Source organism: Streptomyces sp. CA-210063 (assembly GCF_024612015.1).
Lineage (GTDB): Bacteria > Actinomycetota > Actinomycetes > Streptomycetales > Streptomycetaceae > Streptomyces.
The window spans coordinates 3,393,061-3,419,078 of the sequence record NZ_CP102512.1 but is presented as its reverse complement, the minus strand read 5'-3'; the positions used below and the strand labels follow the sequence as shown (position 1 = coordinate 3,419,078).

The following is a 26,018-nucleotide window of genomic DNA, read 5'->3' as shown; positions in this document are numbered from 1 at the left end:
GTTGTCCACAGGCGACGGCATTCCTCGTACAAATCAGGCGCTCGGAGTGCGGATCGATATCGAACCGTCCCGGAGGCGGGACTTCCCCCGTGTGCAGCGGGTAACGTCGGGGCGTGCCCGCCGACCCACTGCACCGCGCCGGAAAGCCACAGCGCAGCACGACGAGCCAGCCGCCAAGCGGCTCGGGGGCGAGCGCGATCGAGGTCCGCAGGAGCGCGAGACGGCGCAGAACGGTCTCGGCGTACCGCGAGGGCGATCGCACCGTCGTGCTCATCCCCGCTCGAATGTCCGAGGCGGAGGAGCAGCGCTGGGTGACCGTCATGCTCGACAAGCTGGCGGCGCAGGAAAGCAAACGGCTCCTCGGCGACACCGAACTGGTGGAGCGCGCCGCCCGGCTCTCGGACCAGTACTTCGGCGGTCGCGCCCGGCCCACCACGGTCCGCTGGGTCACCAACCAGAACACGCGCTGGGGCTCGTGCACCCCCGCCGAGGGCAGCATCCGCCTCTCGCACCGGCTGCAGGGCATGCCCGAGTACGTCATCGACTACGTCCTCCTCCATGAACTCGCCCATCTGCTCGTACCGGGTCATGGGCCCCGCTTCTGGCAGCTGCTGGAGGCCTATCCGCGCACCGAGCGCGCTCGCGGCTACCTCGAAGGGGTGGTGGCCGCCGACCGGCTGCCGCATCTGCCGGCCGCGCGCGACGAGTGACAGCACCGCGCGGCCGTCCAGCAGAGGGTGAGTCGCGCCCCGCGGCCTGAGGACGAGTGAGGTGAAACGGACACCTCGCGCGCGTGTGTGCGTTTGTGGAACGGGTGACCGAAGTCGCGCTTTTGTACCGTCTCTGTACCAGCCTCGTACGCCTCAGGACTTTGCGGTTAGCCTGGCGCGACGCACTCGCAGGCGCACTCACTTTCGGGATGGGGGACGGTCGTTACGCATGGCCAGGGAATTCCAACGCGGCCACAAGGCCAAGATCAGTGACCTCACCGCGGGTACGGATCTGTACGTGGGTGTACAGATCTCCGCCCCCGGACTGACCTTCGACATCAGCTGCTTCGGTCTGGACGCCGACGAACGGCTCTCGGACGATCGCTACTTCGTCTTCTTCAATCAGCCGAAGACCCCCGAGGAGTCGATCCAGCTCCTGGGGGCCCAGTCGGGTGACACGGAGTCCTTCCGCGTCACCCTCGACAAGATCCCGCCGCAGATCCAGAAGCTGTCCTTCACGGCGACGATCGACGGCGACGGGCAGATGTCGCAGATCTCCCCCGGCTACGTCCGTATCGTCGCGGGCGGCGAGGAAGTGGCCCGGTACCCGTTCGACGGCTCCGAGTTCTCCACCGAGCGCGCCGTGATGCTGGGCGACTTCTACCTGAAGGACGTCTGGCGGTTCGCGGCCGTCGGACAGGGCTTCGACGGCGGCCTCGACGCGCTGCTGAAGAACTTCGGTGGCGAGGTCGCCGAGGAGGAGCCCCCCGCCGCACCGCAGCAGCCGCAGTCCGACGCCGCGCCCGGCTTCGCCCCGCCCGCGTTCGGTGCCCCTGCCGCTCCGGCCGCCCCGGCCCCGGAACCCCCGCAGGGGTTCGCGCCCCCGGCGCCCTCACCCTCCGTGCACGCCGCGCCCACGATCGCCGCGCCCCTGAACACGCCGCCCGGCGGCACGGTCCCACCCGCACCACAGGGTGGGCCTTTCACCCCGCCCGGCGTCCCGCCCCAGGGCGGCCCCTTCACGCCTCCTGGCGCGGCTCCGCAAGGCGGCCCGTTCACGCCTCCCGGTGCCCCCGCGGCCTTCCCGGGGCAGGCGCAGCCCTTCGGCGGCGGAACACAGCTCGCGCCCGTGCCTCCGGAGGCGGGACTGCGCGTGGTCCTGACGAAGTACTCCGAGGCGCCTGTCGGGGACCGTTGGACCGAGCAGAACCCGCAGATGGTGCGCACGACGCTCACCAAGGGCGCCAACATCCTCGCCAAGCAGGGCAGCATGGTCGCCTACCAGGGCGACATCGACTTCGCCCACAAGGGTTCCGGCCTGCTCGGCAAGCTGACGGGTCAGCTCACCGGCCAGGGCATGGCCCTGATGCGCTGTTCCGGAGACGGTGAGGTGTTCCTCGCCGACGAGGGCAGCCGCCTCTTCGTCATCCGCCTGGAGAACGAGCAGCTCTACACCAGCGCGCGCGGAGTCCTCGCCTTCGACGAGGCGCTCGACACCGAGATCCGCCGTATCGAGGGCGCCGGCCTGCCCGGCGGCGGTCTGTTCAGCATGCTCTTCTCCGGCACGGGAGCGGTCGTCGTAAAAACGCGCGGCGTTCCCGTGGTCCTGCCCGTCGGCCCGGCCACCTACGTCGACGGCAACGCCGTCATCGCCTGGTCCGCCGGTGCGCAGGCCGTCACCACGACCTCGCTCAGGCTGCGCCGTTCCGGGTACGCCCGGCAGACCCAAGAGGCCGTGAACCTCCAGTTCCGCGGTGCCCCCGGCAACTTCGTCGTCGTCCAGCCCTTCGAGGTGTGAGGCAGAGCATGGACCTCCAGACACTCAACGCGCACCGCTCCACATCCACCGGCGTCCGTATGAGCGTGCACAGCTCCAAGACGCTCAAGGTCACCATGGTCACCGGTCAGGACCTCCTGGCCAAGGCCGGCTCGATGATCGCGTACGACGGCTATGTGCAGTTCGACGGTCCGCCCGCCACGTTGCGCCGCAGCGCCGAGGAGATGGTCACGGGCGAGGGCGGCAAGCTGATGCTCTGCCGGGGCGACGGGGAGCTGTACCTCGCCGACTACGGCGGTGACGTCCTCATCCTCCATCTGAACAACGAGGCGCTGTCCGTCAACGGCCCCACCCTGCTGGCCTGCGACGCCTCCCTCCAGCTCACCATCGAGCCGGTCAAGGGCCTCGCCAAGCTCTCCGGCTCCGGCCTCACCAACCTCGTGATCCGCGGCACCGGATGGGTCGCCCTGGTCAGCCGGGGCGTGCCGATCTCCCTGGACTGCGCCGAACGGGAGACCTACGTCGACCCGGACGCGCTGATCGCCTGGACCGACGGCCTCGACATGAAGGCCCGCCGCACCATCAAGGCCGGCGCGCTCATCGGCCGGGGCAGCGGAGAGGCCTTCCAGATCGGGTTCAAGGGGCAGGGCTTCGTGGTCGTCCAGCCCAGCGAGGACACCGGCGACCGTTTCAAGATCCGTGGCTGACCGGGGCTGAGAGGAGAACAGCACACCATGCACAGCACACTCTTCGCGCACATCCCGGTGAACCACACCGAGCGCTACACGCTGCAGAATCCGCAGCTGCTCAAGGCGGACGTCACCATCGGGAGCAGTCCCGTCCTGGCCCGTCAGGGCGCCATGGTGGCCTTCGAGGGGCAGGTCGAGTTCGACAGCCAGTACCGCAACCGCAGCTGGCGCAACGCCGAGCGGATGACCGGTGAGCGGCTCGAACTCATGCGCTGCAAGGGCAACGGGATCGTCTATCTCGCCAACTTCGCGCAGTACCTGCACATCATGGAGGTCGGCCGCGGCATCACCGTCGACTCCTCCGCCGTCCTCGCCTTCGACGGCTCCCTGAACGTCGGCATCGTCGCCGTGGACAGCGCCGTAGAGGTCGCCTCGGCCGGGGCGTACAACCTGGAGCTGTCCGGTGGCGGCAAGATCGTCCTGATGACGTCGGGTGAGCCACTGGCCCTCGAGGTGACCCCCGAGAAGAACATCTGCGTCGACTCGGACGCCGTCATCGCCTGGTCCACCTCGCTGCGCACACAGCTCCAGGCGCCGACCTCCACCTCCGCCGTGTGGCGGCGCAGGGGCTCCACGGGTGAGGGCTGGGAGATGCACTTCGGCGGCACCGGGCATGTCCTGGTGCAGCCGAGCGAGCTGCTGCCGCCGCAGCACCTGCGTACGTCCGGGGTGCTCGGACAGTTCGGCATGGGCTCCGGCGGACTGAGCGGAAACTCCCTCGGGGGCAGCCGCAACTGATCAGCGGGGACATGTGTAAGGGGCGTGCCGCCATTGCGGACGCCCCTTACCGCGTCTGTTCCCCCAACGGGGCCTTCCCACGGCCTGTCGGTGCCACACCGGCAGACCGCCGAGTCCACGCGAAAGAGCGAGATCAGAGCCGCGCCCGAGTGGCTTCCACCAGCCGTACGACCGACTCGTCGGCCACGGTCGCCACCTCGTCGTACGGGAACCAGCGCAGGTCGAGGGACTCGTCGCTGATCGCCTCCACGGCTCCGGCGGGCGCGAGCGCCGCGTACTGGACGTCCAGATGCCAGGCGCACGGGGTGTGGTGGCGGTCGAGGCGGACCGGGCCCCCCGGCAGGAGCGTCAGGCCCGTGATGCCGGACTCCTCCGTCGCCTCCCGGAGAGCGGAGCCCGCCAGGGTGGTGTCGTCGCGCTCGCAGTGGCCGCCCATCTGGAGCCACATGCGCAGCTTCTTGTGGAGGGTGAGCAGCACCTGTCCGCGCTCGGGGTCGATCACCAGCCCGCTCGCCGTGATGTGCCCGGCGCCGCACGCCTTCCACACGCCGTCCGGGTGAGCCGCCAGATGGTCGAGATACGCCTGGCGCAGCTCGGCCTGGTCCTCGTAGCTCTTCAGTACGAGGACCGTGTCGTCGTGCAGGCTCACTCGGTGTCGTCGTCCTTCTTCTTCAGGTCGGGCTTCTCGGTGGAGCCGCCCTTCTTCAGGTCCGGCTTCTCGGTGGAGCCGCCCGCGGCCTCGCCGAGCATCTTGTCCAGCTCGGAGAAGTCCAACTGCTCGCGGTGCACGAACCCGTCCGGGTCGTCCAGGTCGGAGGCGGTGGGCAGCATGTCCGGGTGGGCCCACAGGGCGTCGCGGCCGTCGACGCCGCGCGCGTCCGTGAGGGAGGCCCACAGGCGGGAGGCGTCGCGCAGACGGCGCGGGCGCAGCTCCAGGCCGATCAGCGTGGCGAAGGTCTGCTCGGCCGGACCGCCCGTCGCGCGACGGCGGCGCAGGGTCTCACGCAGTGCGTCCGCGGACGACAGGCGCGGCTTCGCGGCGGCGTGCACCACCGCGTCCACCCAGCCCTCCACCAGCGCAAGAGCCGTCTCCAAACGGGCCAGAGCGGCCTTCTGCTCCGGGGTGTCCTCCGGCTGGAACATGCCCTGCTGAAGCGCCTGCTGCAGCTCCTCGGGGTTCTGCGGATCGAACTGGCCGACCACGTCCTCCAGCTTGGCCGTGTCGACCTTGATCCCGCGCGCGTAGCCCTCCACGGCGCCGAACAGGTGCGAGCGCAGCCACGGGACATGAGCGAAGAGCCGCTGGTGGGCGGCCTCGCGCAGGGCCAGGTAGAGCCGCACCTCGTCCTTGCCGACGCCCAGGTCCTTGCCGAACGCATCCACATTGATCGGCAGCAGCGCGGCCTTGCCGGCCGGGCCGAGCGGCAGGCCGACGTCGGTGGAGCCGACGACCTCGCCCGCGAGCACGCCCACGGCCTGCCCGATCTGCTGGCCGAACATGGCGCCGCCCATCGACTTCATCATGCCGATCAGCGGGCCGGCCATGGCCTGCATCTCCTCCGGCAGGATGTCGCCCATGGCGCCGCCGACCCGCTCGGCCACCGGGTCGACGAGCTCCTTCCAGGCGGGCAACGTCGCCTCCACCCACTCCGCACGGCTCCACGCCACGGCGGAGCCCGCGCCGGACGGCAGGGACGTCGCGTCGTCCAGCCACAGGTCGGCCAGGCGGACGGCCTCCTCGACGGCGGTGCGCTCGGCGGGGCCGACACTCGCGTCCTTCGTGCCGTCGGCGGTCCCCTGGGAGACCGTCTGGCGGGCGATCTGCTTGGCCATGTCCCAGTTCACCGGGCCGCCCTCGTACGAGAGCATCTGGCCCAGCTGCTGGAAGGCGGCGCCCAGGTCGGTGGGGTTCATGGAACCGAACATCGCTGCGAACGGATTGTCGGCGCCGGAGCCGCCGGCCCCGGGGAACGCGAAGCCGAACGGGTTGGCCGGTCCCTGACCACCACCGCTCTGCTGGTCCTTCTTCTTGCCCTCGTCGCCGTCGTCCGGCTCCTCCGGCGGAAGGCCGAATCCGAATGGGGTGTCACTCACGGGATTCCTCGGCTGATAGGGCCATCGGATTTCTCCGACGGCACGGCTGCCCGAACACCACCCAGCGTAGACACCACGGCGGGTTAAGGCCTCGGTGCTCCGCCGACCGAAGGCCTGCGGCAGGATGGATGCCACCTGGTACGCACGCGTCACCCGCGTTCGTACTGAAGACAACCGCTGGAGACGCCCGGTGAGTTCCCCAGATCCACAGGTTCGCGCAGCGCGAAACCACTCAACCAGTCCCGCCGTACGCGGGCCCGTCGTCGCGGTCACCGGTGCAGCGTCCGGTGTCGGTGCGCTGCTCACCGAGCGGCTCGCCGAGTCCGACGAGATCCGGCAGGTCATCGCCATCGACGAGCGGCGCGGCGAGTGCGCGGCCGCCCAGTGGCACATCCTGGACGTGCGGGACCCGGCGATCGCCGAGAAGCTGCGCGGGGCGGACGTCGTGGTGCATCTCGCCGTCGACCTCGACCTGGGAACGGACTCGGCGGCACGCAGCGCGTACAACGTGCGCGGCACGCAGACCGTGCTCACGGCGGCCGCCGCGGCCGGGGTGCACCGGGTCGTGCTCTGCACCTCGGCGATGGTCTACGGGGCGCTGCCGGACAACGAGCTGCCCCTCTCGGAGGACGCAGAGTTGCGGGCGACCGCCGAGGCCACCGGGGTCGGCGACCTGCTGGAGATCGAGCGGCTCGCGCGCCGGGCGCCGCGCGCCCATCCGGGCCTCAATGTCACCGTCGTGCGCCCGGCGACCCTCATCGGGGGCACCGACACGGCTCTGACCAGGTACTTCGAGTCGCCTCGGCTGCTGGTGGTGGCCGGATCGCGGCCCGCCTGGCAGTTCTGCCATGTCGAGGATCTGTGCGGGGCGCTGGAGTACGCCGTGCTGGAGAAGGTCGACGGGGAGCTGGCCGTCGGGTGCGAGGGGTGGCTGGAGCAGGAGGAGGTCGAGGAGCTCAGCGGGATCCGGCGGATGGAGCTGCCGTCCGCGGTCGCCCTCGGGGCCGCCGCTCGGCTGCACCGGATCGGGCTGACGCCGTCGCCGGCCGGGGATCTGGCGTACACGATGTATCCGTGGGTCGTGAGCGGGAGCCGGTTGCACGACGCGGGGTGGCGGCCGCTGTGGACGAACGAGGAAGTGCTCGCGGAGCTGCTGGAGGAGGTCGCCGGGCGGCACACCGTGGCCGGGCGGCGGCTGGGGCGCAAGGATGCGACGGCCGCGGGTGCCGCGGGTGCGACGGTCGCGCTGCTGGGTACGGCGGCGTTGGTACGGCGGGCCCGGAAGGCTCGGGGCCGGCGCTGAGGGGTGCGCCCCTTGCTGGGGCTGGGCGGGGATGGGTTTCGCTCACCGGCGCTTGCCGGGTGCCTCCCCCCACTCTCGGCTTCGCTCGAGCGGGAGGTGCCCCCATCGCCCCAGCGGCACGTCTGCCCGCAGCTATGACAGGCGGATTTCAGCGTCCCGCTGCCGGGTGGGGCACGATGGAGGTATGGCAGTGAATGACGATCACCCCGGTGAGCAGGGGGCTGAGGAGCCCATCAAGCTGATCGGCGTGCGAGAGACGGCGCTTTCCCTCGACGAGGTGTTCCGGGCGGTCGGGGACGATGCGGCCGGGGGCACGGCGCTGTTCGTGGGGACCGTGCGGAATCACGACGGGGGAGCCGATGTCGATGAACTCGGCTATTCGTGTCACCCGACGGCCGAAGCGGAGATGCGGCGGATCGCGGAGAAGGTGGTTGCCGACTACCCGGTGCGGGCGCTCGCGGCCGTGCACCGGGTGGGGAAGCTGAAGGTCGGGGATCTCGCCGTGGTCGTCGCCGTGTCGTGTCCGCACCGGGGCGAGGCCTTCGAGGCGTGCCGCAAACTCATCGACGACCTGAAGCACGAAGTGCCCATCTGGAAGCACCAGAAGTTCTCCGACGGTACGGAGGAATGGGTGGGAGCTTGCTGAGCCGTGACCGGGACGCGCCCGTGTGCGTTCCGGTTGCGTAACCCGCCCCCCGACGCGAGCGTTGACGGTGTGGACGGATAATCTGCTGATCAGTCAGTTGTGGTCGCTTGAGAGGGGTTGGGAGGTCGGCATGGCGGCGCTCGCCTGGTTGCTGATTCCACTGGTGGCTGCGATCGGTGCCGGACTGTGGGGTGGCTGGGCCGGCCGGAACCGCAAGACCAGAGAGGACGGCAGCGAGCTCGCGGGTTACTCACGCTTCCGTGAGGCCATGGAGAGGTCCCACTCCGGCGGCTAGCGGCCCCTTCGCCGTCGCCCCCGGACGGGCGGCCCCGACAGTGCACTGACAGGGCTGTCCCGTACTGTCGTTCCATGCCACGCCGCACCGCGACGATGCTCGCCTCCACCCTGATGCTGATCGCGCTCCTGTGCGCGGGAGTGTTCATTCCCGTGCCCTACGCGGAGATGTCACCTGGGCCGACGGTGAACACGCTCGGGAAGCACGACGGCGAGCCGGTGCTGCAGATCTCCGGGCGCAAGACGTACGCGACGACCGGCCACCTCAACATGACCACGGTCCGGGTCACCAGTGCCGACTACAGGATGAACCTCGTCGAGGCCGTGTACGGCTGGCTGGCACACGACAACAAGGTCGTGCCGCACGACACGCTGTACCCGGACGGCAAGACCGAGGAGCAGTCGACCCAGGAGAACGCCGAGGAGTTCAGCCAGTCCCAGGAGAGCGCCAAGGTCGCCGCCCTGAAGGAGCTGGACATCCCGGTGAAGTCCTGGGTGATCGTCTCCACCGTCCTCAAGGACTCCCCGGCCGAGGGCAAGCTGCACGCCGGTGACGTGATCAAGTCCGTCGACGGCACGGCGGTCAAGGCACCCGAGGACGTCGCGAAGCTGGTCACCGAGCACAAGCCGGGCGAGGACGTCGACTTCGTCATCGTGCCCGCCAAGGCGCAGGCCGCCGCCGAGAAGGCGAACAGGACGGCGACCGAGACCGAGAAGGTCACGATCACCACGGCCAGGTCCGACGACTCGGGCGAGGAGCGGGCGATCGTCGGGATCTCCGCCGGGACCGACCACACCTTCCCGTTCACCATCGACATCAAGCTCGCCGACGTCGGCGGCCCGAGCGCCGGACTGATGTTCGCTCTCGGTATCTACGACAAGCTGACGCCGGGCAATCTGACGGGCGGCGAGTTCGTGGCCGGCACCGGCACGATCGACGACGAGGGCAAGGTCGGCCCCATCGGCGGCATCGAGATGAAGACGGTCGGCGCGCGCGACAAGGGCGCCGAGTACTTCCTGACGCCCAAGGACAACTGCGCCGCGGCCGCCAAGGACACCCCCGACGGACTCACCCTCGTCAAGGTGGACACCATCGAGGACGCCCTGGGAGCCCTGGAGGACATCCGCTCCGGCGACACCGCCGACCTGCCGAAGTGCACCACCAAGGGCTGACCGGCGAGAGCGGCGTACAGGCGTGCGTGGGGGCGCCCTCGAAAGCGGAGGGCGCCCCCATCGTCGTAGATCCGGTCGTCGTGGATCCGGAGGTCAGTCCACGAAGGTCGCGGACAGGGCCTCCGCCAGCCCCGGCACCAGTTCCGGGCCGGTGAGGACCTCCGTCGGGGTGTCCTTCTCGCGCAGGCGCAGGGCCGAGTCGCGGGAGCCGTCGCGCAGGACGGCGACCGTCATACGGACCTCCTGGCGGTCGGGGTGGGAGGCGACCCACTGGGCGAGGCGGGCCCCGTCGAGGTTCTCCGGGACGGACGCCTCGGCGGACGGCGGCAGCATCAGCCGCTCCACGGTCAGCGCGCAGCCGACCACGGCGTCGGGCCAGGCGATGGTGCCGAGGAACTCGTCCAGCGCCTTGCCGGCGGGGATCTCGTCCTGCTCGATCGGGGTGAGACCGGTGGTCGCGGACTCGTCCTGAAGACCGAGTTGGGTGGCGAGGGCGGGTTCCTGGGCCCGCAGACGCGCGGTATCCACGAGGGCGAAGAGGCGAGCGGGCTGGTCCCAGCCGAGGCCCGAGGTGTACTCGTCGATCTCGAGCACGGCCCGGGTGAGGGGGTTCGCTGCCATGGGAGTGTTGGACATGGTCACAATCCTGCCTCGTTCGTTCCCGGAAGCGGGAACCGAGTAAAGCGTGAGTAAGTTGCATAGGTGAGGCCCCTACGATCACGGGGCCCGCTGGAGGGTCCGTAGACGCGGGCCTGACGTTTCGACAGCGAACTTCGAGGTGCGCACCTTGGCTTTCCAGATGCCGGACCGCGGCGGAGGCCCGACGGGGCCGCGGATCAGAGTGGGCCGACCGTCCCGACGCGTCCGGACACTGCTCATGACGCTGGGCGTCCTTGCCGTCCTCGGCATGGCGTTCGTCATGTTCGCGGGGTTCTGGACGGACTGGCTCTGGTACCGGTCGGTGAAGTACTCGTCCGTCTTCACCACCACACTGTGGACGAAGATCGGGCTCTTCTTCGTCTTCGGGCTGCTGATGTCGGTCTCGGTCGGCTTCAACATCTGGCTGGCGCACCGGCTGCGGCCGCCGCTGAGCGCCATGTCGATGGAGCAGCAGAGCCTCGACAGGTACCGCATGGGCATCGCGCCCTACAAGAAGTGGCTGCTCCTCGGGATCACCTCCCTGGTGGGCCTCATCGCCGGCGCCTCCGCGTCCGGGCAGTGGCGCACCTGGCTGATGTGGGTCAACGGAGTGCAGTTCGGGCAGAAGGACCCCGAATTTGGTCTGGACGTCGCCTTCTACGCCTTCGACCTGCCCTGGTACCGCTTCCTGCTCGGCTTCGGCTTCGCCGCCGCCGTGCTCTCGGTGATCGCCGCCGCGCTCACGCACTATCTGTACGGCGGCCTCAGGGTCACCTCCCCGGGCGCGCGTGCCACGGCCGCGGCCACCGGGCACCTGTCGGTGCTCATCGGTATCTTCGTCGCCCTGAAGGCGGTCGCGTACTGGCTCGACCGGTACGGACTCGCGGTGAAGTCCAGTGACTTCAAGGCGACGGGCAACTGGACGGGCCTGCGGTATGTCGACGCGAACGCGTATCTGCCGGCCAAGACGATCCTGTTCTGTATCGCCGTCATCTGCGCGCTGCTGTTCTTCGCCACCATCTGGCGGCGCACCTGGCAGCTGCCGGTCATCGGCTTCGGCCTGATGGTGCTCTCGGCGATCCTCATCGGCGGGCTGTATCCGGCGATCGTCCAGAAGTTCCAGGTCCAGCCGAACGAGCAGGCCAAGGAAGCGCCGTACGTCGAGAAGAACCTGTCGGCGACCCGGCAGGCCTACGGCATCGACGGGACCGAGGTCGAGGAGTACTCGGGTGTGAGCGAGACGACGGACAAGGCCAAGCTCCGCCAGGACGCCGACACCACGGCCAGCATCCGCATGCTCGACCCGAACATCGTCTCGCCGACGTTCCAGCAGCTCCAGCAGATGAGGAACTACTACGCGTTCCCCACCAACCTGGACGTCGACCGGTACAGCGGCGAGGACGGCGCGGAGCAGGACACCGTCATCGGTCTGCGTGAGCTGAACCTCGCCGGCATCCCGAAGAACAACTGGATCAACGACCACTTCCGTTACACCCATGGTTACGGCGTGGTCGCCGCCAAGGGCACCGAGGCCACCTCCGGCGGCCGCCCGGTGTTCACCGAGTCCGACCTGCCGTCCAAGGGCGACCTTGGCCAGTACCAGCAGCGGGTCTACTACGGTGAGAAGACCACCCAGTACTCGATCGTCGGCGGTCCCCAGAAGGAGATCGACTACTCCGACGACAGCGGTGAGAAGACCACCAGCTACACGGGCAAGAGCGGGATCAACCTCTCCAACCCGGTCAACCGGGCCGCGTACGCGGTGGCGTTCAACGAGCCGCAGATCCTCTACTCCGGTGCCATCGGCGAGGGTTCGCGGATCCTGTACAACCGCACCCCCAAGGAGCGCGTCGAGGCGGTCGCCCCCTGGCTGACCATCGACGGCGACGCCTACCCGGCCGTCGTCGACGGGAAGATCCAGTGGATCGTCGACGCGTACACCACCACCAACGGCTATCCGTACGCCTCCCGCACCACCCTGGGCGACACGACGGCCGACTCGCTGACCGCGGACAACAGCCAGCGCGCGGTGGTGGCCCAGCAGAACCAGGTCAACTACATCCGCAACTCGGTGAAGGCGACCGTCGACGCGTACACGGGCGAGGTCAAGCTCTTCCAGTGGGACACCCAGGACCCGGTCCTCAAGACCTGGATGAAGGCGTTCCCGGGCACGGTGGAGCCGAAGGCGGACATCTCCGACTCGCTGCTGGCCCATCTGCGGTACCCGCAGGACCTGTTCAAGGTCCAGCGCGAGCTGCTGACCCGCTACCACGTGAAGGACGCCGAGACGTTCCTGAGCGGCAGCGAGGTGTGGCAGGTCCCGGACGACCCGACCAACACCTCGGGCAACGCGGTCCCGCCGTACTACCTGAGCATGAAGCTGCCGGGCCAGTCGGCACAGGCGTTCTCGCTGACCACGACGCTCACGCCGAACGGCCGGGACAACCTCAGCGCCTTCGTGTCGGTCAACGCCGAGGCGGGCACCAAGGACTACGGCAAGATCAGAGTCCTGAAACTGCCGACCAGCGAACCGATCGACGGACCCAAACAGGTCCAGAGCCAGTTCAACTCCGAGCAGGACATCGCCGAGACCATCAGCCTCCTCAAGAGAGGTGACTCGCAAGTCGAGTACGGCAACCTCCTGACGGTCCCGCTCGACGGCGGACTGCTCTATGTGGAGCCCGTCTATGTGCGAGGCGGCGGCCTCAAGTACCCGCTGCTGCGCAAGGTCCTGGTCACCTACGGCGGCAACACGGCCTTCGAGGACACCCTCGACGAAGCGCTCAACAAGGTGTTCGAAACCGAGGGTCCGACCACCGAGCCACCGCCGGACGACGGTGACGAGGGCACGGACGAGCCGCCGACGTCCGGTGATCCCACGGTCCAACAGGCCCTGGAGGAAGCCCAGAAGGCGTTCGACGAGGGTCAGCAGGCCCTCAAGGACGGCGACTGGGAGGCGTACGGCCGGGCTCAACAGGACCTGGAGGACGCGCTGAAGCGGGCCGAGGAGGCACAGTCCAAGGCCGACGGCGCCGGCAGCGGCGGCAGCGAGGAGGAAGGCGACCAGAGCGCCGACCCGAGCACCGCACCGAGCACCGACCCGAGCGCCGACGAGGGCTCCGGAAGCGGCTGATGCAAAGCTCCACTCCGCACCGTGGTACGGTTGCAACACAACGGCGCGGGGTGGAGCAGCTCGGTAGCTCGCTGGGCTCATAACCCAGAGGTCGCAGGTTCAAATCCTGTCCCCGCTACTGAAGTTGAAGGCCCGGATCCTCCAAAGGATCCGGGCCTTCGACGTGTTGCGGGCGCAGCTGAAGAAATCTGTGTTTGACTTGTCGCTCTGTGGGCATGTCGACAAAACGCTGTAGTGACCTCAATGGCTGCGGTATACCAGGTGTACCCAGGTTGCAGGTGGTGCGACGATGGACGTTATGGGGGACAAGGCAACTCTGTTGGAGACCGGGCGGTTTGCGCAGCCTGCCGACATTGCGCTGCCTGCCGACTTTGTGGTGCCCGCCGAGGCCGGGTCGTCGGCCGATTCCGTGCTGACCGTCGAGTCCGGGGCGGCCGTCGGCCGTGCGCTGTCGCCGGCCGAATCCGCGCAGGCCGCGGACGAGGACGAGACGGGTGACGCCGCCGAGGAGGCGCGTCAGCGGCTCGCCGCCGAGGCCGGTGACGCCGAGGCGATGAGTGTCCTCGGAGCCATGCTGCTGCGCCGCGGCGACCTCGACGGAGCCGAGCCCTATCTGCGGGGTGCCACCGCCGCCGGGGACCGCGCGGCCGCCAACAACCTGGGTGTCCTGCTGCACCAGCGTGGGTACGCCGACGAGGCCGCCAACTGGTGGCGGATCGCGGCTGTCGCCGGTTCCGCCGCGGCCGCTCACGCGCTCGGACGGCACCACCGCGAGCGCGGCGACGAACCGGCCGCCGAGTACTGGCTGCGCCAGTCCGCCGAGCAGGGGCACGCCCTCGGTGCGTACGCCCTCGCCGACCTGCTGGAGCACCGTAGTGACGCCGCCGCCGAGCAGTGGATGCGGGTCGCCGCCGAGCGCGGGCACCGCGAGGCCGCGTACCGGCTCGCGCGGACACTCGACCAGCGCGCGGAGCAGGAGGAGCGCGCGGCCGCGCGCGAGGGCCGCAGAATCGCACGCGCGGCGTTCGAGATCGGGAGCGCGAGCCGTGAGGCCGCCCGTGAGGGCCGTCCCGTCGTACGTGACGGCCGCGCCGCCGCCGTACGGGCGGGGGAGCCCGGAGCTGACAACGGTGTCGGGGCCACCGCCGCGGAGGCGGAGCAGTGGTACCGCCAGTCCGCCGCGCGTGGGCACCGGCGGGCCGCGCTGCACCTCGGGGCGATCCTGGAGCGGCGCGGGGAGCTCAAGGAGGCCGGGCGTTGGTACCTGACCTCCGCCAAGGACGGCGAGCCGCGTGCCGCGTGCGCGCTCGGGTTCCTGCTGCGGGACGCGGGCGACACCGAGAGCGCGGCTGTGTGGTGGCTAAGGGCCGCCCAGGACGGCGACGGCAACGCGGCGAACGCGCTGGGCGCGCTGCACGCCGAGCGCGGCGAGACGCAGACCGCCGAGCGGTGGTACCGGGCCGCGATGGACGCCGGTGACGTCAACGGCGCGTACAACCTCGGGCTGCTCTGCGCCGAGCAGGGGCGGACCGCGCAGGCCGAGCAGTGGTACCGGCGGGCCGCGTACGCCGGGCACCGGGAGGCGGCGAACGCGCTGGCCATCCTGTTGCTCCAGGTCGGCGACGCGTCCGGGGCCGAGCCGTGGTTCTCCAAGGCCGCGGAGGCCGGGAGCGTGGACGCCGCGTTCAACCTGGGCATCCTGTTCGCCGGGCGGGGCGACGACGTGAAGGCGCTCGTCTGGTACGAGCGGGCGGCCGCCGCCGGGCACACCGAGGCGGCGCTCCAGGTCGCCATCGCGCGGCTGCGGGACGGGGACGAGCGGGCCGCCGAGCGGCATCTGCGGTGTGCCGCCGGCGGGGGCAGCGCGGAGGCCGCGTACCGGTTGGCCGCCGTGCTCGACGCGCGCCGGCCGCCCGCGCCCGCGCACGAGCTGGGGGAACCGGTGCGGGAGAAGAACGAGTGCGAGGAGTGGTACGAGAGGGCCGCGTCCCAGGGGCATCGGCGGGCGCAGGTGCGGGTCGGGATGCTGGCCGCGGGGCGGGGTGACGTGGTCGAGGCCGCGCGGTGGTACCGGGTCGCGGCCGAGTCCGGGTCGCGGAACGGGGCGTTCAATCTGGGGCTGCTGCTCGCTCGGGAGGGGAGTGAGCCGGAGGCCGCGTTGTGGTGGGCCCGGGCCGCTGATGCGGGGCATGGGCGGGCGGCGTTGCGGCTTGCCCTCGTCTACGCGCGTCGGGGGGAGCTGGTGGAGGGGAAGCGGTGGGCCGATCGGGCCGTCGCGCTCGGGCCGGCGGAGGTTGCGGAGCGGGCGGCGCGGTTGCGGGATGCGTTGCGGGACGAGCTGTCGGCGTAGGCGTTCGTGACGGGGGTTTGCTGTGCGGGCCGGGGTTCCTTGGCGCCCGGCGGCCGGTGCTGGGGGAACGGATTTGCGCTGGTCGGTGGCGGTGACGTAGTGTTCAGTTCATCGACGCGGGGTGGAGCAGCTCGGTAGCTCGCTGGGCTCATAACCCAGAGGTCGCAGGTTCAAATCCTGTCCCCGCTACTGAAGGCCGAGGGCCCGGGACCGACAAGGTTCCGGGCCCTCGGTGTTTCGCTGCAGTGCGGTGGTGAGGGTGGTCGGCGGAAAGCCCCCGGCGGTTGGTCGCCGGGGGCTTCGTCGTGTTGGTGGGGCTGGGCTATGCCGTCGTGCAGTTCGGGCAGACGCCTCGGTAGGTGACCTCTACGTTCGAGACGGTGAAGCCGAAGCGCTCCGAGGTGGGGAGGTCGGCGAGGGGGTTGCCCGTGGGGTGGACGTCGCGGATGGTGCCGCACTGGGCGCAGACCAGGTGGTGGTGCGGGCGGTGCGCGTTGGGGTCGTACCGCTTGGCGCGCTTGTCCGTGGCGACCTCGAGCACCTCGCCGAGGGAGACCAGCTCGCCCAGGGTGTTGTAGACGGTCGCCCGGGAGATCTCGGGCAGCTTGGCGACAGCGCGCGCGTGCACCTCGTCGGCCGTCAGATGGACGTGTTCGCCGTCGAGGACCTCGGCCACGACGCGCCGCTGCGCGGTCATACGCCATCCGCGTCCGCGCAGCCGCTCCAGAAGGTCACTCATACCGGCCAGCCTAACAGCCGAGCGGAACAGATCCCGATCAGGTGTGATTTTAGAGCCTGGCTCGACTTGGATTTTATCCAAGGTGGGAATGGCTCCAGCTTGGTCGATGAAGCGGGCCGGGATCTCGTACGAGGTTCCCGGCCCGTTCGCGCTATGCCGGCACGTGCTGTCGGGCCGGGGCCCAGCAGCGGATGATGTCGCGGACCGAGACGATGCCGATGGGGGCGCCTTGGTCGAGGACGATCAGGTGGCGGAAACCGCCGTGGGCCATGGCGCGGGCCGCCTCCTCCAGGGTCCAGGACGGTGCGGCGAACACCACGTCGGTGGTGGTGTGGGCGTGGGCCCGCTCGGCGTCGGGGCTCTGGCCCAGGCCTACGGAGTTGAGGACGTCGCGTTCGGTCAGGATGCCGAGTCCGCCGGCGTCCGGGTCGAGGACCACGGCCGCGCCGATCCGGCGTGCCGACATCAGGGCGGCGGCCTGGCGGAGGGTGTGATCGGGGCCGATGGTGAGGACCACTGTGCTCATGGCGTCGCGGACGAGCATGGAGTTAGCCACCTCCTGGGGAATCCCGGTGACAGTTGGTTCAGGCCCGGCGCCGGGGCGCCTCTTGAGCACTGCACAAGTTCACAAGTGAGGGACTCTCAATGTGGCAGGTAAAGCGGAGGTCAACAAGGGGGCGTGCGTGGTCAGTTCGGGGCGCCCCGGGATCACTCGGGGGTCCCGTACGCATCGGCGGGAGCGGTTCAGTAACGCTCGTTCAGGTATCCCAGCAGTTCGTCGTGGAGCAGGCCGTTCGAGGCCGCCGCGTTGCCGCTGTGCGGGCCGGGGCGGCCGTCGAGCCCGGTGAAACTGCCGCCCGCCTCGGTGACGATGATCGCGTTGGCGGCCATGTCCCAGAGGGAGAGCTCGGGTTCGGCGCAGATGTCCACCGAGCCCTCGGCGACCATCATGTATGGCCAGAAGTCGCCGTACGCGCGGGTGCGCCATACCTCGCGGGTCAGGTCCAGGAAGCCGTCCAGGCTGCCGCGTTCCTCCCAGCCGCCGAGGGAGGAGTACGCGAAGGAGGCGTCCGAGAGCTCGGCGACGTGGGAGACGCGCAGGCGGGAGGCCGAGCTGAGGCTGCGGCCGGTGAAGGCGCCGTGGCCCTTCGCGGCCCACCAGCGGCGGCCCAGGGCGGGGGCGGAGACCACGCCGACGACGGGCTGGTAGCCGCCCTCGGCCGCCTCCATCAGGGAGATCAGGGTGGCCCAGACGGGGACGCCGCGGACGTAGTTCTTGGTGCCGTCGATCGGGTCGATGACCCAGCGGCGGGGGCCTGTGCCCTCGATGCCGTACTCCTCGCCGAGGATCGCGTCTCGGGGGCGGGCGCGCTGGAGTTGGCCGCGGATCAGTTCTTCGGCGGCCTTGTCGGCCTCGCTCACCGGGGTCATGTCCGGCTTCGTCTCGACCTTCAGGTCGAGGGCCTTGAAGCGGGCCATGGTGGTCGCGTCGGCGGCGTCCGCGAGGACGTGGGCGAAGCGGAGGTCGTCGAGGTAGTCGGCCATGTTGTGAACGGTATCTGCCGAGGTCGGTACGGGGCTACAGGGGGCCTGGGGTCGGTGGGGGTGCCCGGCGGTTGAGGCTGGGCGGGGGCAGGTGCGCAGCCCGGCGCTTACGGGGTGCCGCCTGCGCCCACCCGTGCCGCCCCAGCGGCACGACTGCCCGCAGCACGAACAGACGAGCGCCGCTCGGCGGCATGGTCGCGGGCGGTACGGGCGTGCGAGCGTCGTTCGGCGGCGTGGGTGAACATCGAGCCTGCGGCACGGATGCCCGTAGGGGGAACGTGTGTGCTGGTGGGCGGGTGCCGTTCCTGGTGGGGTGGCTGCCCTGTGCCACGTGGAGTTGGAGGGGGCCGCGCACGTTGGCTTGTGTGCGCCCCTTGGGGCCGCCGCGAACCCTTGACAGTGACTTGATGCGCGTCAAATCTGAGGGCCAGAGCCGCCCGCTCGCTCTTAGGGAGGCGATGATGCCTGCAGCGCGGGAATCCTTGTTGGACGCCGCTTACACGGCGCTGGTGCGCCGGCCGTGGTCCGCCGTGCGCATGGTGGATGTGGCGGCGGTGGCCGGAGTGTCACGTCAGACGCTGTACAACGAGTTCGGCAGCAAGGACGGGCTCGCCAGGGCCCTGGTGCGGAGGGAAGCGGACGGCTATCTGGCGGGCGTCGAACGGGCGCTGGCCACCCCGGCGGACACCCGGGACCGGCTGGCCGCGACCGCCGAGTGGACCGTGGCGGCCTCCCGGAACAACGCACTCGTTCGAGCCATGCTCACCGGCTGCTGGAGCGAGCGCCTGCCCTCCCCGACGCTCTCGGCGGTGCCCTCGTCCTCCGTGGTGCCCGCGCAGCGCCGCGCGGACGGGCCGCTGCCCGCGCCCACGGACTTCGTGGCCCTGGTGCGCGAGCGGGCCGTCGCCGTGCTGTCCGCGCCCGGCACCCCCAAGTCGGACACCGGGGAGCTGGCCCGTTCCTGTGAACTCGCCGTCCGGCTCGCCCTGTCCTGCGTGGCCGCGCCCCCGGGCGAGGGCGGGGTCACGGATCTCGTGCGGGCCGCACTGCCCCGTCAGCTCAGCCGGCCCCTCAACCAGTAGCCGGGGGTGCGAACTAGTGTGCCGAGCCCGACAGTTGCAGCCCCACTACCCCCACGATCACCAGGGTGATCGAGACGATCTTCAGGGTCGACACGACGTCCCCGAGGAAGATCATCCCGTAGATCGCGGTGCCGGCCGCGCCGATGCCCGTCCAGACGGCGTAGGCGGGGCCGACGTCGAGTTTCTTCAGGGACAGGGTCAGCAGGCCGAAGCTGCCGAGCGCGAAGACGCAGAACGCGACCGTCGGCCAGAGTCTGGTGAAGCCGTGCGAGAGCTTCAGACATACGGCGAACCCGGTCTCCAGAAGCCCCGCCACGACAACCAGCAGCCACGCCATGTCCCGTCCTCCCGTGTCCCCACGTTCCGTGACCGCTTCGGGTGATCTCATCTGGTCTGGATCCGACTTGGTGCGATTATGCACTTACCGGGTGGAGAGGGGCGCAAACAACGCGGAGGTCAGTCGCCTTCCCGCCGTTCGCGCGTCGCGAGCAGCCTGCGCAGAGAGTAAAGGCGGGCCGGGTCCGCGTGCCCGTCCGCCACCCACTGGTCCAGCGCGCAGTCCTTCTCGTCGTGACTGCACGCACGCGGACAGCCCTCCGTGCCCGGCACCAGGTCCGGGAAGGCGTTGATGACCCGGGAGGGATCGATGTGGGCCAGCCCGAACGACCGTACGCCCGGGGTGTCCACCACCCAGCCGCCGTCCGAGTCCGCCAGGGGAAGCGCGAGCGCCGAGGTCGTGGTGTGCCGGCCGCGGCCCGTCACCGCGTTCACATGGCCGGTCGAACGGCGGAGGTCCTCCGGGACCAGCGCGTTGACCAGGGTGGTCTTGCCGACACCCGAGTGGCCGACGAACGCCGTGACCTTGCCGTCGAGGTGTTCGCGTACGCGGCCGACGGCGTCGCCCGACTCCAGTTCCTGGCGGCTCGTCACCACGTGGGGGATGTCCAGGTGGCCGTACAGCTCCAGGAGTTTGTCGGGGGAGGCCAGATCCGACTTCGTCATGACCAGCAGGGGGGTGAGGCCAGCGTCGTAGGCCGCGACCAGGCAGCGGTCGATGAGGCGGGGACGGGGCTCGGGGTCGGCGAGGGCGGTGACGATGGCGAGCTGGTCGGCGTTGGCGACGACGACGCGCTCGTACGGGTCGTCGTCGTCGGCCGTGCGGCGCAGTACCGACGTACGGTCGGCGATGCGGACGATCCGGGCGAGGGTGTCCTTGTTGCCGGAGAGGTCACCGACGAGGGCGACCTGGTCGCCGACGACGGCCGCCTTGCGGCCCAGTTCGCGGGCCTTCATCGCCAGGATGACCCGGTCCTCGACGAGGCAGGTCAGCCGGCCCCGGTCGACGGTGAGGACCATGCCCTCGGCGGCGTCCTCGTGCTTCGGGCGGATGTTCGTCCGGGGACGGTTGCCCTTGCGGTTCGGGCGGCTGCGGATGTCGTCCTCGTCGGTGTGCTTGCCGTAACGGCGCATGATCCCGGTCCGCCCGTCAGTTCTTCCCGAGCATCCCGGTCCACAGGTCGGGGAAGTCCGGCAGGGTCTTGGCCGTCGTCGCCACGTTCTCGATCCGCACGCCTTCCACCGCCAGGCCGATGATCGCACCGGCCGTGGCCATGCGGTGGTCGTCGTAGGTGTGGAAGACACCGCCGTGCAGCGGGCGTGGGCGGATGTGGAGGCCGTCGGCGGTCTCGGTGATGTCGCCGCCGAGTTCGTTGATCTCCTTGGTGAGCGCGGCCAGGCGGTCCGTCTCGTGGAGGCGGAGGTGGGCGACGCCGCGCAGGGTCGAGGGGGAGTCGGCGAGGGCGGCGACGGCCGCGATGCCCGGGGTCAGCTCGCCGACCTCGCTCAGGTCCACGTCGATGCCGTGGATCGAGCCCGAACCGGTGAAGACCAGTCCGTACTCGGTCAGTTCGCAGATGCCGCCCATCTCCGTGAAGATCTCGCGGAGCTGGTCACCGGGCTGGGTGGTGCGCGCGGGCCAGTCGGGGATGACGACCTTGCCGCCGGTCACCAGGGCCGCGGCCAGGAAGGGCTGGGCGTTCGACAGATCCGGCTCGATCGTCAGGTCGCGGCCGAGCAGGGCACCCGGCGTGACCCGCCAGACGTTCGGCTCGCCGCCCGACTCGGGGGTGTCCACCTGCGCGCCGACCGAGCGCAGCATGTCGACGGTCATCCGGATGTGCGGCATGGAGGGGAGCGTCGAGCCGGTGTGGCGGACCTCGACGCCCTGGTTGAAGCGCGGGGCGGACAGCAGCAGCGCCGACACGAACTGCGAGGACGACGACGCGTCGATCGCCACCGGGCCGCCGTCCAGGGCGCCGCCGCCGTGCACGGTCAGCGGGAGCGCGCCCCTGCCGTCGTCGTCGATCCGGGCGCCGAGAACGCGCAGGGCGTCGATGACGCCGTTCAGGGGACGCTCGTACGACCGAGGGTCGCCGTCGAAGCGGATGGGGCCGTCGGCGAGGGCGGCGACCGGGGGGAGGAAGCGCATGACCGTGCCGGCGTTGCCGACGTCGACGGTGGCCGGGCCGTGCAGGCCGGTGGGCAGGACGCGCCAGGCCTCGCCGGAGCCGCCCGCGACGGAGGAGCTCGACGACACGGTCTCCTCGATACCGACGCCCATCGCGCGCAGCGCCGCCGCCATCAGGAGGGTGTCGCGGGAGCGGAGGGGGCGGCGCAGCCAGCCGGGCTCGCTCGCGAGGGCGGCGAGCACCAGGGCGCGGTTGGTGACCGACTTGGACCCCGGGACGTGGACCGTCGCGTCGACGGCTCCGCTCGCGTGGGGGGCGGGCCAGAGGGCGGGCTGTGCGTTCAGGGCCATGGGGCCACTTTAGTGGGGGTTCGCTCCGCTGGGTTGAGCCGGGGAACTCGGGTCCGCTTTTGTCTGCGCGTCCGTTTCGGCTGGTCGCGCCCACGCGGCGGAGCCGCAAAGTCGATACAGCTCCGCGCCCCTTGAGGGGCGCGCACCTTGACCCCGGCTTTGAAAGATCTCAGAGGTCCAGCAGCCAGCGGCCGCCCCCCATTAGTGCGCACAGCGACACCACGTGGAACATCAACAACCACACCGTCGGTGGTACGTGGGTCAGGCGGGAGAGCTGGTCGGCGTCGGAGTCGCCGGCTCCGCCTCGGCGGCGCTTGGCCTGGAGCTCGAAGGCCGGGCGTACGCCGCCCAGGAGGAGGAACCAGACGACCGCGTAGGCGAAGGCGGCCTGGACCTGGGGGCCGGCGAGCCAGGAGACGACCACGAACGTGGCGCCGGTCAGGACGACCGTCAGGGCACCGTAGGCGTTGCGGATCATCACGAGCATGGCGATCAGCAGGATCGTGGCCAGCCAGAGCAGCAGGGTGATGCGGCCGGTGCCCAGGAGGGCGGCGCCGCCGAGGCCGAGGAGCGGGGGAGCGGTGTAGCCGGCGGCGGCGGTGAGGATCATGCCGAGGCCGGTGGGCTTGCCGCGGCTGACCGTGAGGCCGCTCGTGTCGGAGTGCAGACGGATGCCGGTCAGGGTGCGGCCGGTGAGCAGGGCGATCAGACCGTGGCCGCCCTCGTGCGCGATGGTGATGGCGTTGCGCGAGAGCCGCCAGACGCCGTGCGGGACGATCGCCGCGAGCGCGGCGACCGCGGTGGCTATGACGACCCAGGTGTCGGGGTCGGGCTGGGTGCCGAAGACCTCGTCCCACAGGCTGGCCAGCGAGGTGGCTGCGGTGCTTTCCATGTTCTGCTGTGGCTCCTCGGGGTCGCTTCGGATCTGGCAGTGTGGCACTTATGTGCGGACGGTATGCGTCGAGTCGTAGGCCAGAGGATCTCGCAGGAATCTTTGAGATCGAGAAGTGGGAGCCGGAGGAGACCCTGGAGCCCGACTACAACGTGGCTCCCACCAAGGAGGTCTACGCGGTTCTCGACCGCCCCCTCAAGGACGCCGACGACAAGAGGCCGGTTCGCCAGCTGCGGAAGCTGAAGTGGGGTCTCGTCCCGTCCTGGTCCAAGACGCCCGAGGGCGCCGCCCGGATGATCAACGCGCGCGCGGAGACCGTGCACGAGAAGCCGTCGTACCGCCGGGCCTTCGCCACCCGGCGCTGCATCCTGCCCGCCGACGGCTACTTCGAGTGGGTCACCGGCAAGGGGGAGCGCGATCTGGAGGTCGAGGGGAAGAAGAAGCGGCCGCGCAAGCAGCCGTACTTCGTGCTCCCGGCCGACGGGTCCGTCTTCGCGATGGCCGGGCTGTACGAGTTCTGGAGGGACCGGACGCTGCCGGACGACCACCCGCAGGCCTGGTGGGCCACCTGCTCGGTGATCACCACGGAGGCCGAGTCGTCGCCGCTGGCCGTGGCCCCGGGGGACGGCCCGCACACCTTGGCCGAGATCCACCCCCGGATGCCGCTGATGCTCACACCCGACCGCTGGGACAGCTGGCTCGACCCGGCCCGCACGGACCCGGACGATCTGCGCGGGCTGCTCGAACCGCCGCCCGCCGGGCTGATGCGCGCCTACCCCGTCTCCACGGCCGTCAGCAATGTCCGCAACAACAGCCCGGAGCTGCTGAAGGAGCTGGAGGGGCCCGAGGAGGGCACACTCTTCTGATGTGACCGAGATCAACGCAGCGAAGGAAAGCGAAGAGAGCGGGGCGGCGGCGGAAGAGGTCGACACCGAGGCCGGTACGGCGCGCATCACCTGGTACGAGGCCCGGAAGGCGGCCGCGTGGGTGCTCGCCGTCGGCCATGGCGCCGGTGGCGGGATCGAGGCGCGTGATCTGCGGGCCCTCGCCGCCGTCCTTCCGGCGCACGGCGTGACCGTCGCCCTGGTGGAGCAGCCGTGGCGGGTGGCCGGGAAGAAGCTCGCGCCCGCGCCGAAGACGCTGGACACCGGCTGGCGGGGGCTGTGGCCCGCGCTGGTGAAGCCGGGGCTGCCGGTGATCGCGGGCGGGCGGAGCGCCGGGGCCCGCGTGGCCTGCCGTACGGCGACGGAGCTGGGCGCGGCGGCCGCAGTCGCGCTGAGCTTCCCGCTGCATCCGCCGGGCAAGCCGGAGAAGTCACGGGCCGGCGAGCTGCTCGGGGCCGGGGTGCCCACGCTCGTCGTCCAGGGCGGGAACGACCCGTTCGGGAAGCCGGAGGAGTTCCCGGAGGGGTCGTACGGGCTCGTGGAGGTGCCGTACGGCGATCACGGGTTCGCCGTGCCGAAGCGTGCGCCCCTCGGGCAGGAGGAGGCGCTGAAGGTGATCACCGACGGTGTCATGGAGTGGATCGCGTCACTCTGATGACGGATCGGGGCGCGGGTGGGAATGTCGTGCGGCGGACCTCTGTTGTGCCCATCAGACAGCGCGAAAACGCCGCTGACCGTTCGTACGAGAGGAAGTCCGCCGCATGGGTTCGACCTTCTGCCCGAGCCGCAGCAGCCGCGCTGACCTGGACTGGACGGTGCTGCACGCGGCCAAGAGCGGCTCCATTCGGGCGGCGGCGGGCGTGGATCGTCGTCTATCCTCCGATTCTGGTGGTACCGGTTTCGGTATCGCCCAGACGCTGGAGGAGGTGGGTCCGGTCACTGGGACCGACGCAGGGACCGAACGGGGCCAGGCGGAGCAGCCCGAGGGCACCGAGACCGCCGCGGAGCGCAACGCCCGGTTCGAGCGGGATGCCCTGGAATTCCTCGACCAGATGTACTCGGCCGCGCTGCGCATGACGCGCAACCCGGCCGACGCCGAGGACCTGGTGCAGGAGACATACGCGAAGGCGTACGCGTCGTTCCACCAGTTCCGTGAGGGCACCAACCTGAAGGCCTGGCTGTACCGCATCCTCACGAACACCTTCATCAACTCGTACCGCAAGAAGCAGCGCGAACCCCAGCGCTCCGCGGCCGAGGAGATCGAGGACTGGCAGCTGGCGCGCGCCGAGTCGCACATGTCGACCGGGCTGCGCTCCGCCGAGTCGCAGGCGCTCGATCACCTGCCCGATTCGGACGTGAAGCAGGCGCTGCAGGCGATCCCCGAGGAATTCCGCATCGCCGTCTATCTCGCCGATGTCGAGGGCTTTGCGTACAAGGAGATCGCCGACATCATGGGGACACCCATCGGTACGGTCATGTCCCGGCTGCACCGGGGCCGCCGTCAACTGCGCGGCATGCTCGAGGACTACGCACGTGACCGCGGGCTGGTCCCGGCCGGTGCCGGAGAGTCGAACGAAGCGAAAGGCTCGGGCTCATGAGCTGCGGAGAGCCGCACGAGACGGACTGCGGCGAGATCCTGGATCATCTCTACGAGTTCCTCGACCGGGAGATGCCCGACGCCGACTGCACCAAGTTCGAGCACCACTTCGAGGAGTGCTCGCCCTGTCTGGAGAAGTACGGGCTCGAACAGGCCGTCAAGAAGCTGGTCAAGCGGTGCTGCGGGTCGGACGACGTGCCCACCGATCTGCGGGCCAAGGTGATGGGCCGGATCGATCTGATCCGGTCGGGACAGGCCGTGCCCGAGCATGACGTGACGGCCTCGCCGGTCACGCCGCAGGAGACCTGAACCGGAACCCCTTCACCCGTTCCTAGGGATTCACCCGTTTCGTGCGGATTCACCCCTTCATGCGGAATTCCTGATCCCTGAGCCCGTTCCACGATCGGCCGCACGGCCGCTCCCGGAACGGGCTCAGGTCTTGAGAGCGACGGGCTCTGGTCCTGAGCCGGTGAGGGAAACGGGCTCAGACCTCGAGACCGTTCTCGACGCGCTTCAGGGAGTGCCGGGCCAGCGCCAGGTTGCTGCGGGAGCGGTCCAGCGCCAGGTAGAGGAAGAGCGAACCCTTGCTGCTGGTCAGCGGGCGGATCAGGTGGTACTGCCGGCCGAGGGTGATCAGGATGTCCTCGATCACGTCGTGCATGTCGAGCGAGGCCAGGGTGCGCATCTTGGAGCGCACCACCTCGGTGTTGCCGGCCGCCGCGAGTTCGAGGTCGAGGTGCTGGCCGCCGCCGAGAGTGCCCAGCGACATGCCGCTCTCGTAGTCGACCAGCGCGACGCCGATCGCGCCGTCGATCGTCATGGCTTCCTTGAGCGCGGTCTCGATGTTCATATTGC

The 26,018-nt window shown here is 70.2% G+C and carries 25 protein-coding genes and 2 tRNA genes; 16 read left to right on the top strand and 11 right to left on the bottom strand.

The genetic code is table 11. The features are described 5' to 3' along the window. The first annotated feature begins 113 nt into the window (after positions 1-113). The 4 genes from JIX56_RS14615 (at position 114) to JIX56_RS14600 (ending at position 3,974) form a co-directional block, all read left to right on the top strand. The gene (locus JIX56_RS14615; RefSeq protein ID WP_257540848.1) at positions 114-710 is read left to right on the top strand and encodes a M48 metallopeptidase family protein; all 597 of its coding nucleotides are present in this window, start codon (positions 114-116) and stop codon (positions 708-710) included. A gap of 229 nt (positions 711-939) precedes the next feature. Next, positions 940-2,508 (top strand): TerD family protein, encoded by a 1,569-nt coding sequence (locus JIX56_RS14610; protein WP_257540847.1) that lies wholly within the window; start codon positions 940-942, stop codon positions 2,506-2,508. An 8-nt stretch (positions 2,509-2,516) separates the two neighbouring features. Then, complete coding sequence (locus tag JIX56_RS14605; protein WP_257540846.1) at positions 2,517-3,194, top strand: AIM24 family protein; 678 nt, start codon at positions 2,517-2,519, stop codon at positions 3,192-3,194. Between the two features lie 27 nt (positions 3,195-3,221). Further along, positions 3,222-3,974 (top strand): AIM24 family protein, encoded by a 753-nt coding sequence (locus JIX56_RS14600; protein WP_257540845.1) that lies wholly within the window; start codon positions 3,222-3,224, stop codon positions 3,972-3,974. A gap of 133 nt (positions 3,975-4,107) precedes the next feature. On the opposite strand, the gene JIX56_RS14595 is transcribed toward JIX56_RS14600, so the two are convergent. Together JIX56_RS14595 and JIX56_RS14590 are read right to left on the bottom strand one after the other, a co-directional pair. Continuing rightward, a complete protein-coding gene (locus JIX56_RS14595) occupies positions 4,108-4,623 on the bottom strand; it encodes an NUDIX hydrolase (RefSeq protein WP_257540843.1) in 516 nt (171 codons plus the stop codon). Next, a complete protein-coding gene (locus JIX56_RS14590; RefSeq protein ID WP_257540841.1) occupies positions 4,620-6,068 on the bottom strand; it encodes a zinc-dependent metalloprotease in 1,449 nt (482 codons plus the stop codon). The genes JIX56_RS14595 and JIX56_RS14590 overlap by 4 nt, the downstream gene beginning before the upstream one ends. A 190-nt stretch (positions 6,069-6,258) precedes the next feature. Here JIX56_RS14590 and JIX56_RS14585 point away from each other — a divergent pair, with 190 nt between their 5' ends. The 3 genes from JIX56_RS14585 (at position 6,259) to JIX56_RS14575 (ending at position 9,484) form a co-directional block, all read left to right on the top strand. Beyond that, the gene (locus tag JIX56_RS14585; protein WP_257540839.1) at positions 6,259-7,371 is read left to right on the top strand and encodes an SDR family oxidoreductase; all 1,113 of its coding nucleotides are present in this window, start codon (positions 6,259-6,261) and stop codon (positions 7,369-7,371) included. Between the two features lie 184 nt (positions 7,372-7,555). Further along, positions 7,556-8,017 (top strand): molybdenum cofactor biosynthesis protein MoaE, encoded by a 462-nt coding sequence (locus tag JIX56_RS14580; RefSeq protein ID WP_257540837.1) that lies wholly within the window; start codon positions 7,556-7,558, stop codon positions 8,015-8,017. Positions 8,018-8,386: 369 nt separating this feature from the next. Continuing rightward, complete coding sequence (locus JIX56_RS14575) at positions 8,387-9,484, top strand: YlbL family protein (protein WP_257540836.1); 1,098 nt, start codon at positions 8,387-8,389, stop codon at positions 9,482-9,484. Positions 9,485-9,577: 93 nt separating this feature from the next. Here JIX56_RS14575 and JIX56_RS14570 read toward each other — a convergent pair whose 3' ends face one another. After that, positions 9,578-10,120 (bottom strand): PPA1309 family protein, encoded by a 543-nt coding sequence (locus JIX56_RS14570; RefSeq protein ID WP_257540834.1) that lies wholly within the window; start codon positions 10,118-10,120, stop codon positions 9,578-9,580. A gap of 163 nt (positions 10,121-10,283) precedes the next feature. Here JIX56_RS14570 and JIX56_RS14565 point away from each other — a divergent pair, with 163 nt between their 5' ends. From JIX56_RS14565 to JIX56_RS14550, 4 genes are all read left to right on the top strand, one after another. Continuing rightward, positions 10,284-13,256 carry a UPF0182 family membrane protein gene (locus JIX56_RS14565; protein WP_257550866.1) on the top strand — a complete coding sequence of 991 codons (2,973 nt, stop codon included), beginning with the start codon at positions 10,284-10,286 and terminating at the stop codon, positions 13,254-13,256. Between the two features lie 44 nt (positions 13,257-13,300). After that, positions 13,301-13,374: transfer RNA gene (locus JIX56_RS14560), tRNA-Met, on the top strand. A 171-nt stretch (positions 13,375-13,545) separates the two neighbouring features. Beyond that, positions 13,546-15,606: a tetratricopeptide repeat protein gene (locus tag JIX56_RS14555; protein ID WP_257540832.1), complete on the top strand. Its 2,061-nt coding sequence runs from the start codon at positions 13,546-13,548 to the stop codon at positions 15,604-15,606. A gap of 115 nt (positions 15,607-15,721) precedes the next feature. Then, a tRNA-Met gene (locus tag JIX56_RS14550) sits at positions 15,722-15,795 on the top strand. Positions 15,796-15,928: 133 nt separating this feature from the next. Here the strand turns inward: JIX56_RS14550 and JIX56_RS14545 are convergent. The 3 genes from JIX56_RS14545 to hisN form a co-directional block, all read right to left on the bottom strand. Beyond that, on the bottom strand, positions 15,929-16,345 hold the full coding sequence (locus JIX56_RS14545; protein ID WP_257540830.1) for a Fur family transcriptional regulator: 417 nt from the start codon (positions 16,343-16,345) through the stop codon (positions 15,929-15,931). 151 nt (positions 16,346-16,496) lie between these two features. Further along, positions 16,497-16,889 (bottom strand): CBS domain-containing protein, encoded by a 393-nt coding sequence (locus JIX56_RS14540; protein WP_257540828.1) that lies wholly within the window; start codon positions 16,887-16,889, stop codon positions 16,497-16,499. A 200-nt stretch (positions 16,890-17,089) separates the two neighbouring features. Continuing rightward, positions 17,090-17,890, bottom strand: a complete 801-nt coding sequence (gene hisN / locus JIX56_RS14535) for a histidinol-phosphatase (RefSeq protein ID WP_257540826.1) — start codon at positions 17,888-17,890, stop codon at positions 17,090-17,092. A 461-nt stretch (positions 17,891-18,351) separates the two neighbouring features. Between hisN and JIX56_RS14530 the strand changes: the two genes are divergently transcribed. Beyond that, a complete protein-coding gene (locus JIX56_RS14530; RefSeq protein ID WP_257550864.1) occupies positions 18,352-18,972 on the top strand; it encodes a TetR/AcrR family transcriptional regulator in 621 nt (206 codons plus the stop codon). Positions 18,973-18,985: 13 nt separating this feature from the next. On the opposite strand, the gene JIX56_RS14525 is transcribed toward JIX56_RS14530, so the two are convergent. The 4 genes from JIX56_RS14525 to JIX56_RS14510 all read right to left on the bottom strand — a co-directional run bounded on the left by JIX56_RS14525 (position 18,986) and on the right by JIX56_RS14510 (position 22,682). Then, entirely contained in the window at positions 18,986-19,309 is a 324-nt protein-coding gene (locus tag JIX56_RS14525) for a DMT family transporter (RefSeq protein WP_220646625.1), read from the bottom strand. Positions 19,310-19,428: 119 nt separating this feature from the next. After that, positions 19,429-20,442 (bottom strand): ribosome small subunit-dependent GTPase A, encoded by a 1,014-nt coding sequence (gene rsgA / locus JIX56_RS14520; RefSeq protein ID WP_257540824.1) that lies wholly within the window; start codon positions 20,440-20,442, stop codon positions 19,429-19,431. 16 nt (positions 20,443-20,458) lie between these two features. Next, positions 20,459-21,790: a 3-phosphoshikimate 1-carboxyvinyltransferase gene (gene aroA, locus JIX56_RS14515; RefSeq protein ID WP_257540822.1), complete on the bottom strand. Its 1,332-nt coding sequence runs from the start codon at positions 21,788-21,790 to the stop codon at positions 20,459-20,461. Positions 21,791-21,959: 169 nt separating this feature from the next. Beyond that, the gene (locus tag JIX56_RS14510) at positions 21,960-22,682 is read right to left on the bottom strand and encodes a M50 family metallopeptidase (protein ID WP_257540821.1); all 723 of its coding nucleotides are present in this window, start codon (positions 22,680-22,682) and stop codon (positions 21,960-21,962) included. A gap of 50 nt (positions 22,683-22,732) precedes the next feature. On the opposite strand from JIX56_RS14510, the gene JIX56_RS14505 reads away from it, so the two are divergent. From JIX56_RS14505 to rsrA, 4 genes are all read left to right on the top strand, one after another. Then, positions 22,733-23,548 carry an SOS response-associated peptidase gene (locus tag JIX56_RS14505; protein ID WP_257540819.1) on the top strand — a complete coding sequence of 272 codons (816 nt, stop codon included), beginning with the start codon at positions 22,733-22,735 and terminating at the stop codon, positions 23,546-23,548. A 1-nt stretch (position 23,549) separates the two neighbouring features. Continuing rightward, on the top strand, positions 23,550-24,221 hold the full coding sequence (locus JIX56_RS14500) for an alpha/beta hydrolase family protein (RefSeq protein WP_257540817.1): 672 nt from the start codon (positions 23,550-23,552) through the stop codon (positions 24,219-24,221). A 271-nt stretch (positions 24,222-24,492) separates the two neighbouring features. Continuing rightward, on the top strand, positions 24,493-25,164 hold the full coding sequence (gene sigR, locus JIX56_RS14495) for an RNA polymerase sigma factor SigR (protein ID WP_257550862.1): 672 nt from the start codon (positions 24,493-24,495) through the stop codon (positions 25,162-25,164). After that, complete coding sequence (gene rsrA, locus JIX56_RS14490) at positions 25,161-25,472, top strand: mycothiol system anti-sigma-R factor (RefSeq protein ID WP_257540816.1); 312 nt, start codon at positions 25,161-25,163, stop codon at positions 25,470-25,472. The genes sigR and rsrA overlap by 4 nt, the downstream gene beginning before the upstream one ends. A 175-nt stretch (positions 25,473-25,647) precedes the next feature. Here the strand turns inward: rsrA and JIX56_RS14485 are convergent, their stop codons facing one another. Then, positions 25,648-26,013 (bottom strand): hypothetical protein, encoded by a 366-nt coding sequence (locus tag JIX56_RS14485; RefSeq protein WP_257540814.1) that lies wholly within the window; start codon positions 26,011-26,013, stop codon positions 25,648-25,650. Between the last annotated feature and the right edge of the window lie 5 nt (positions 26,014-26,018).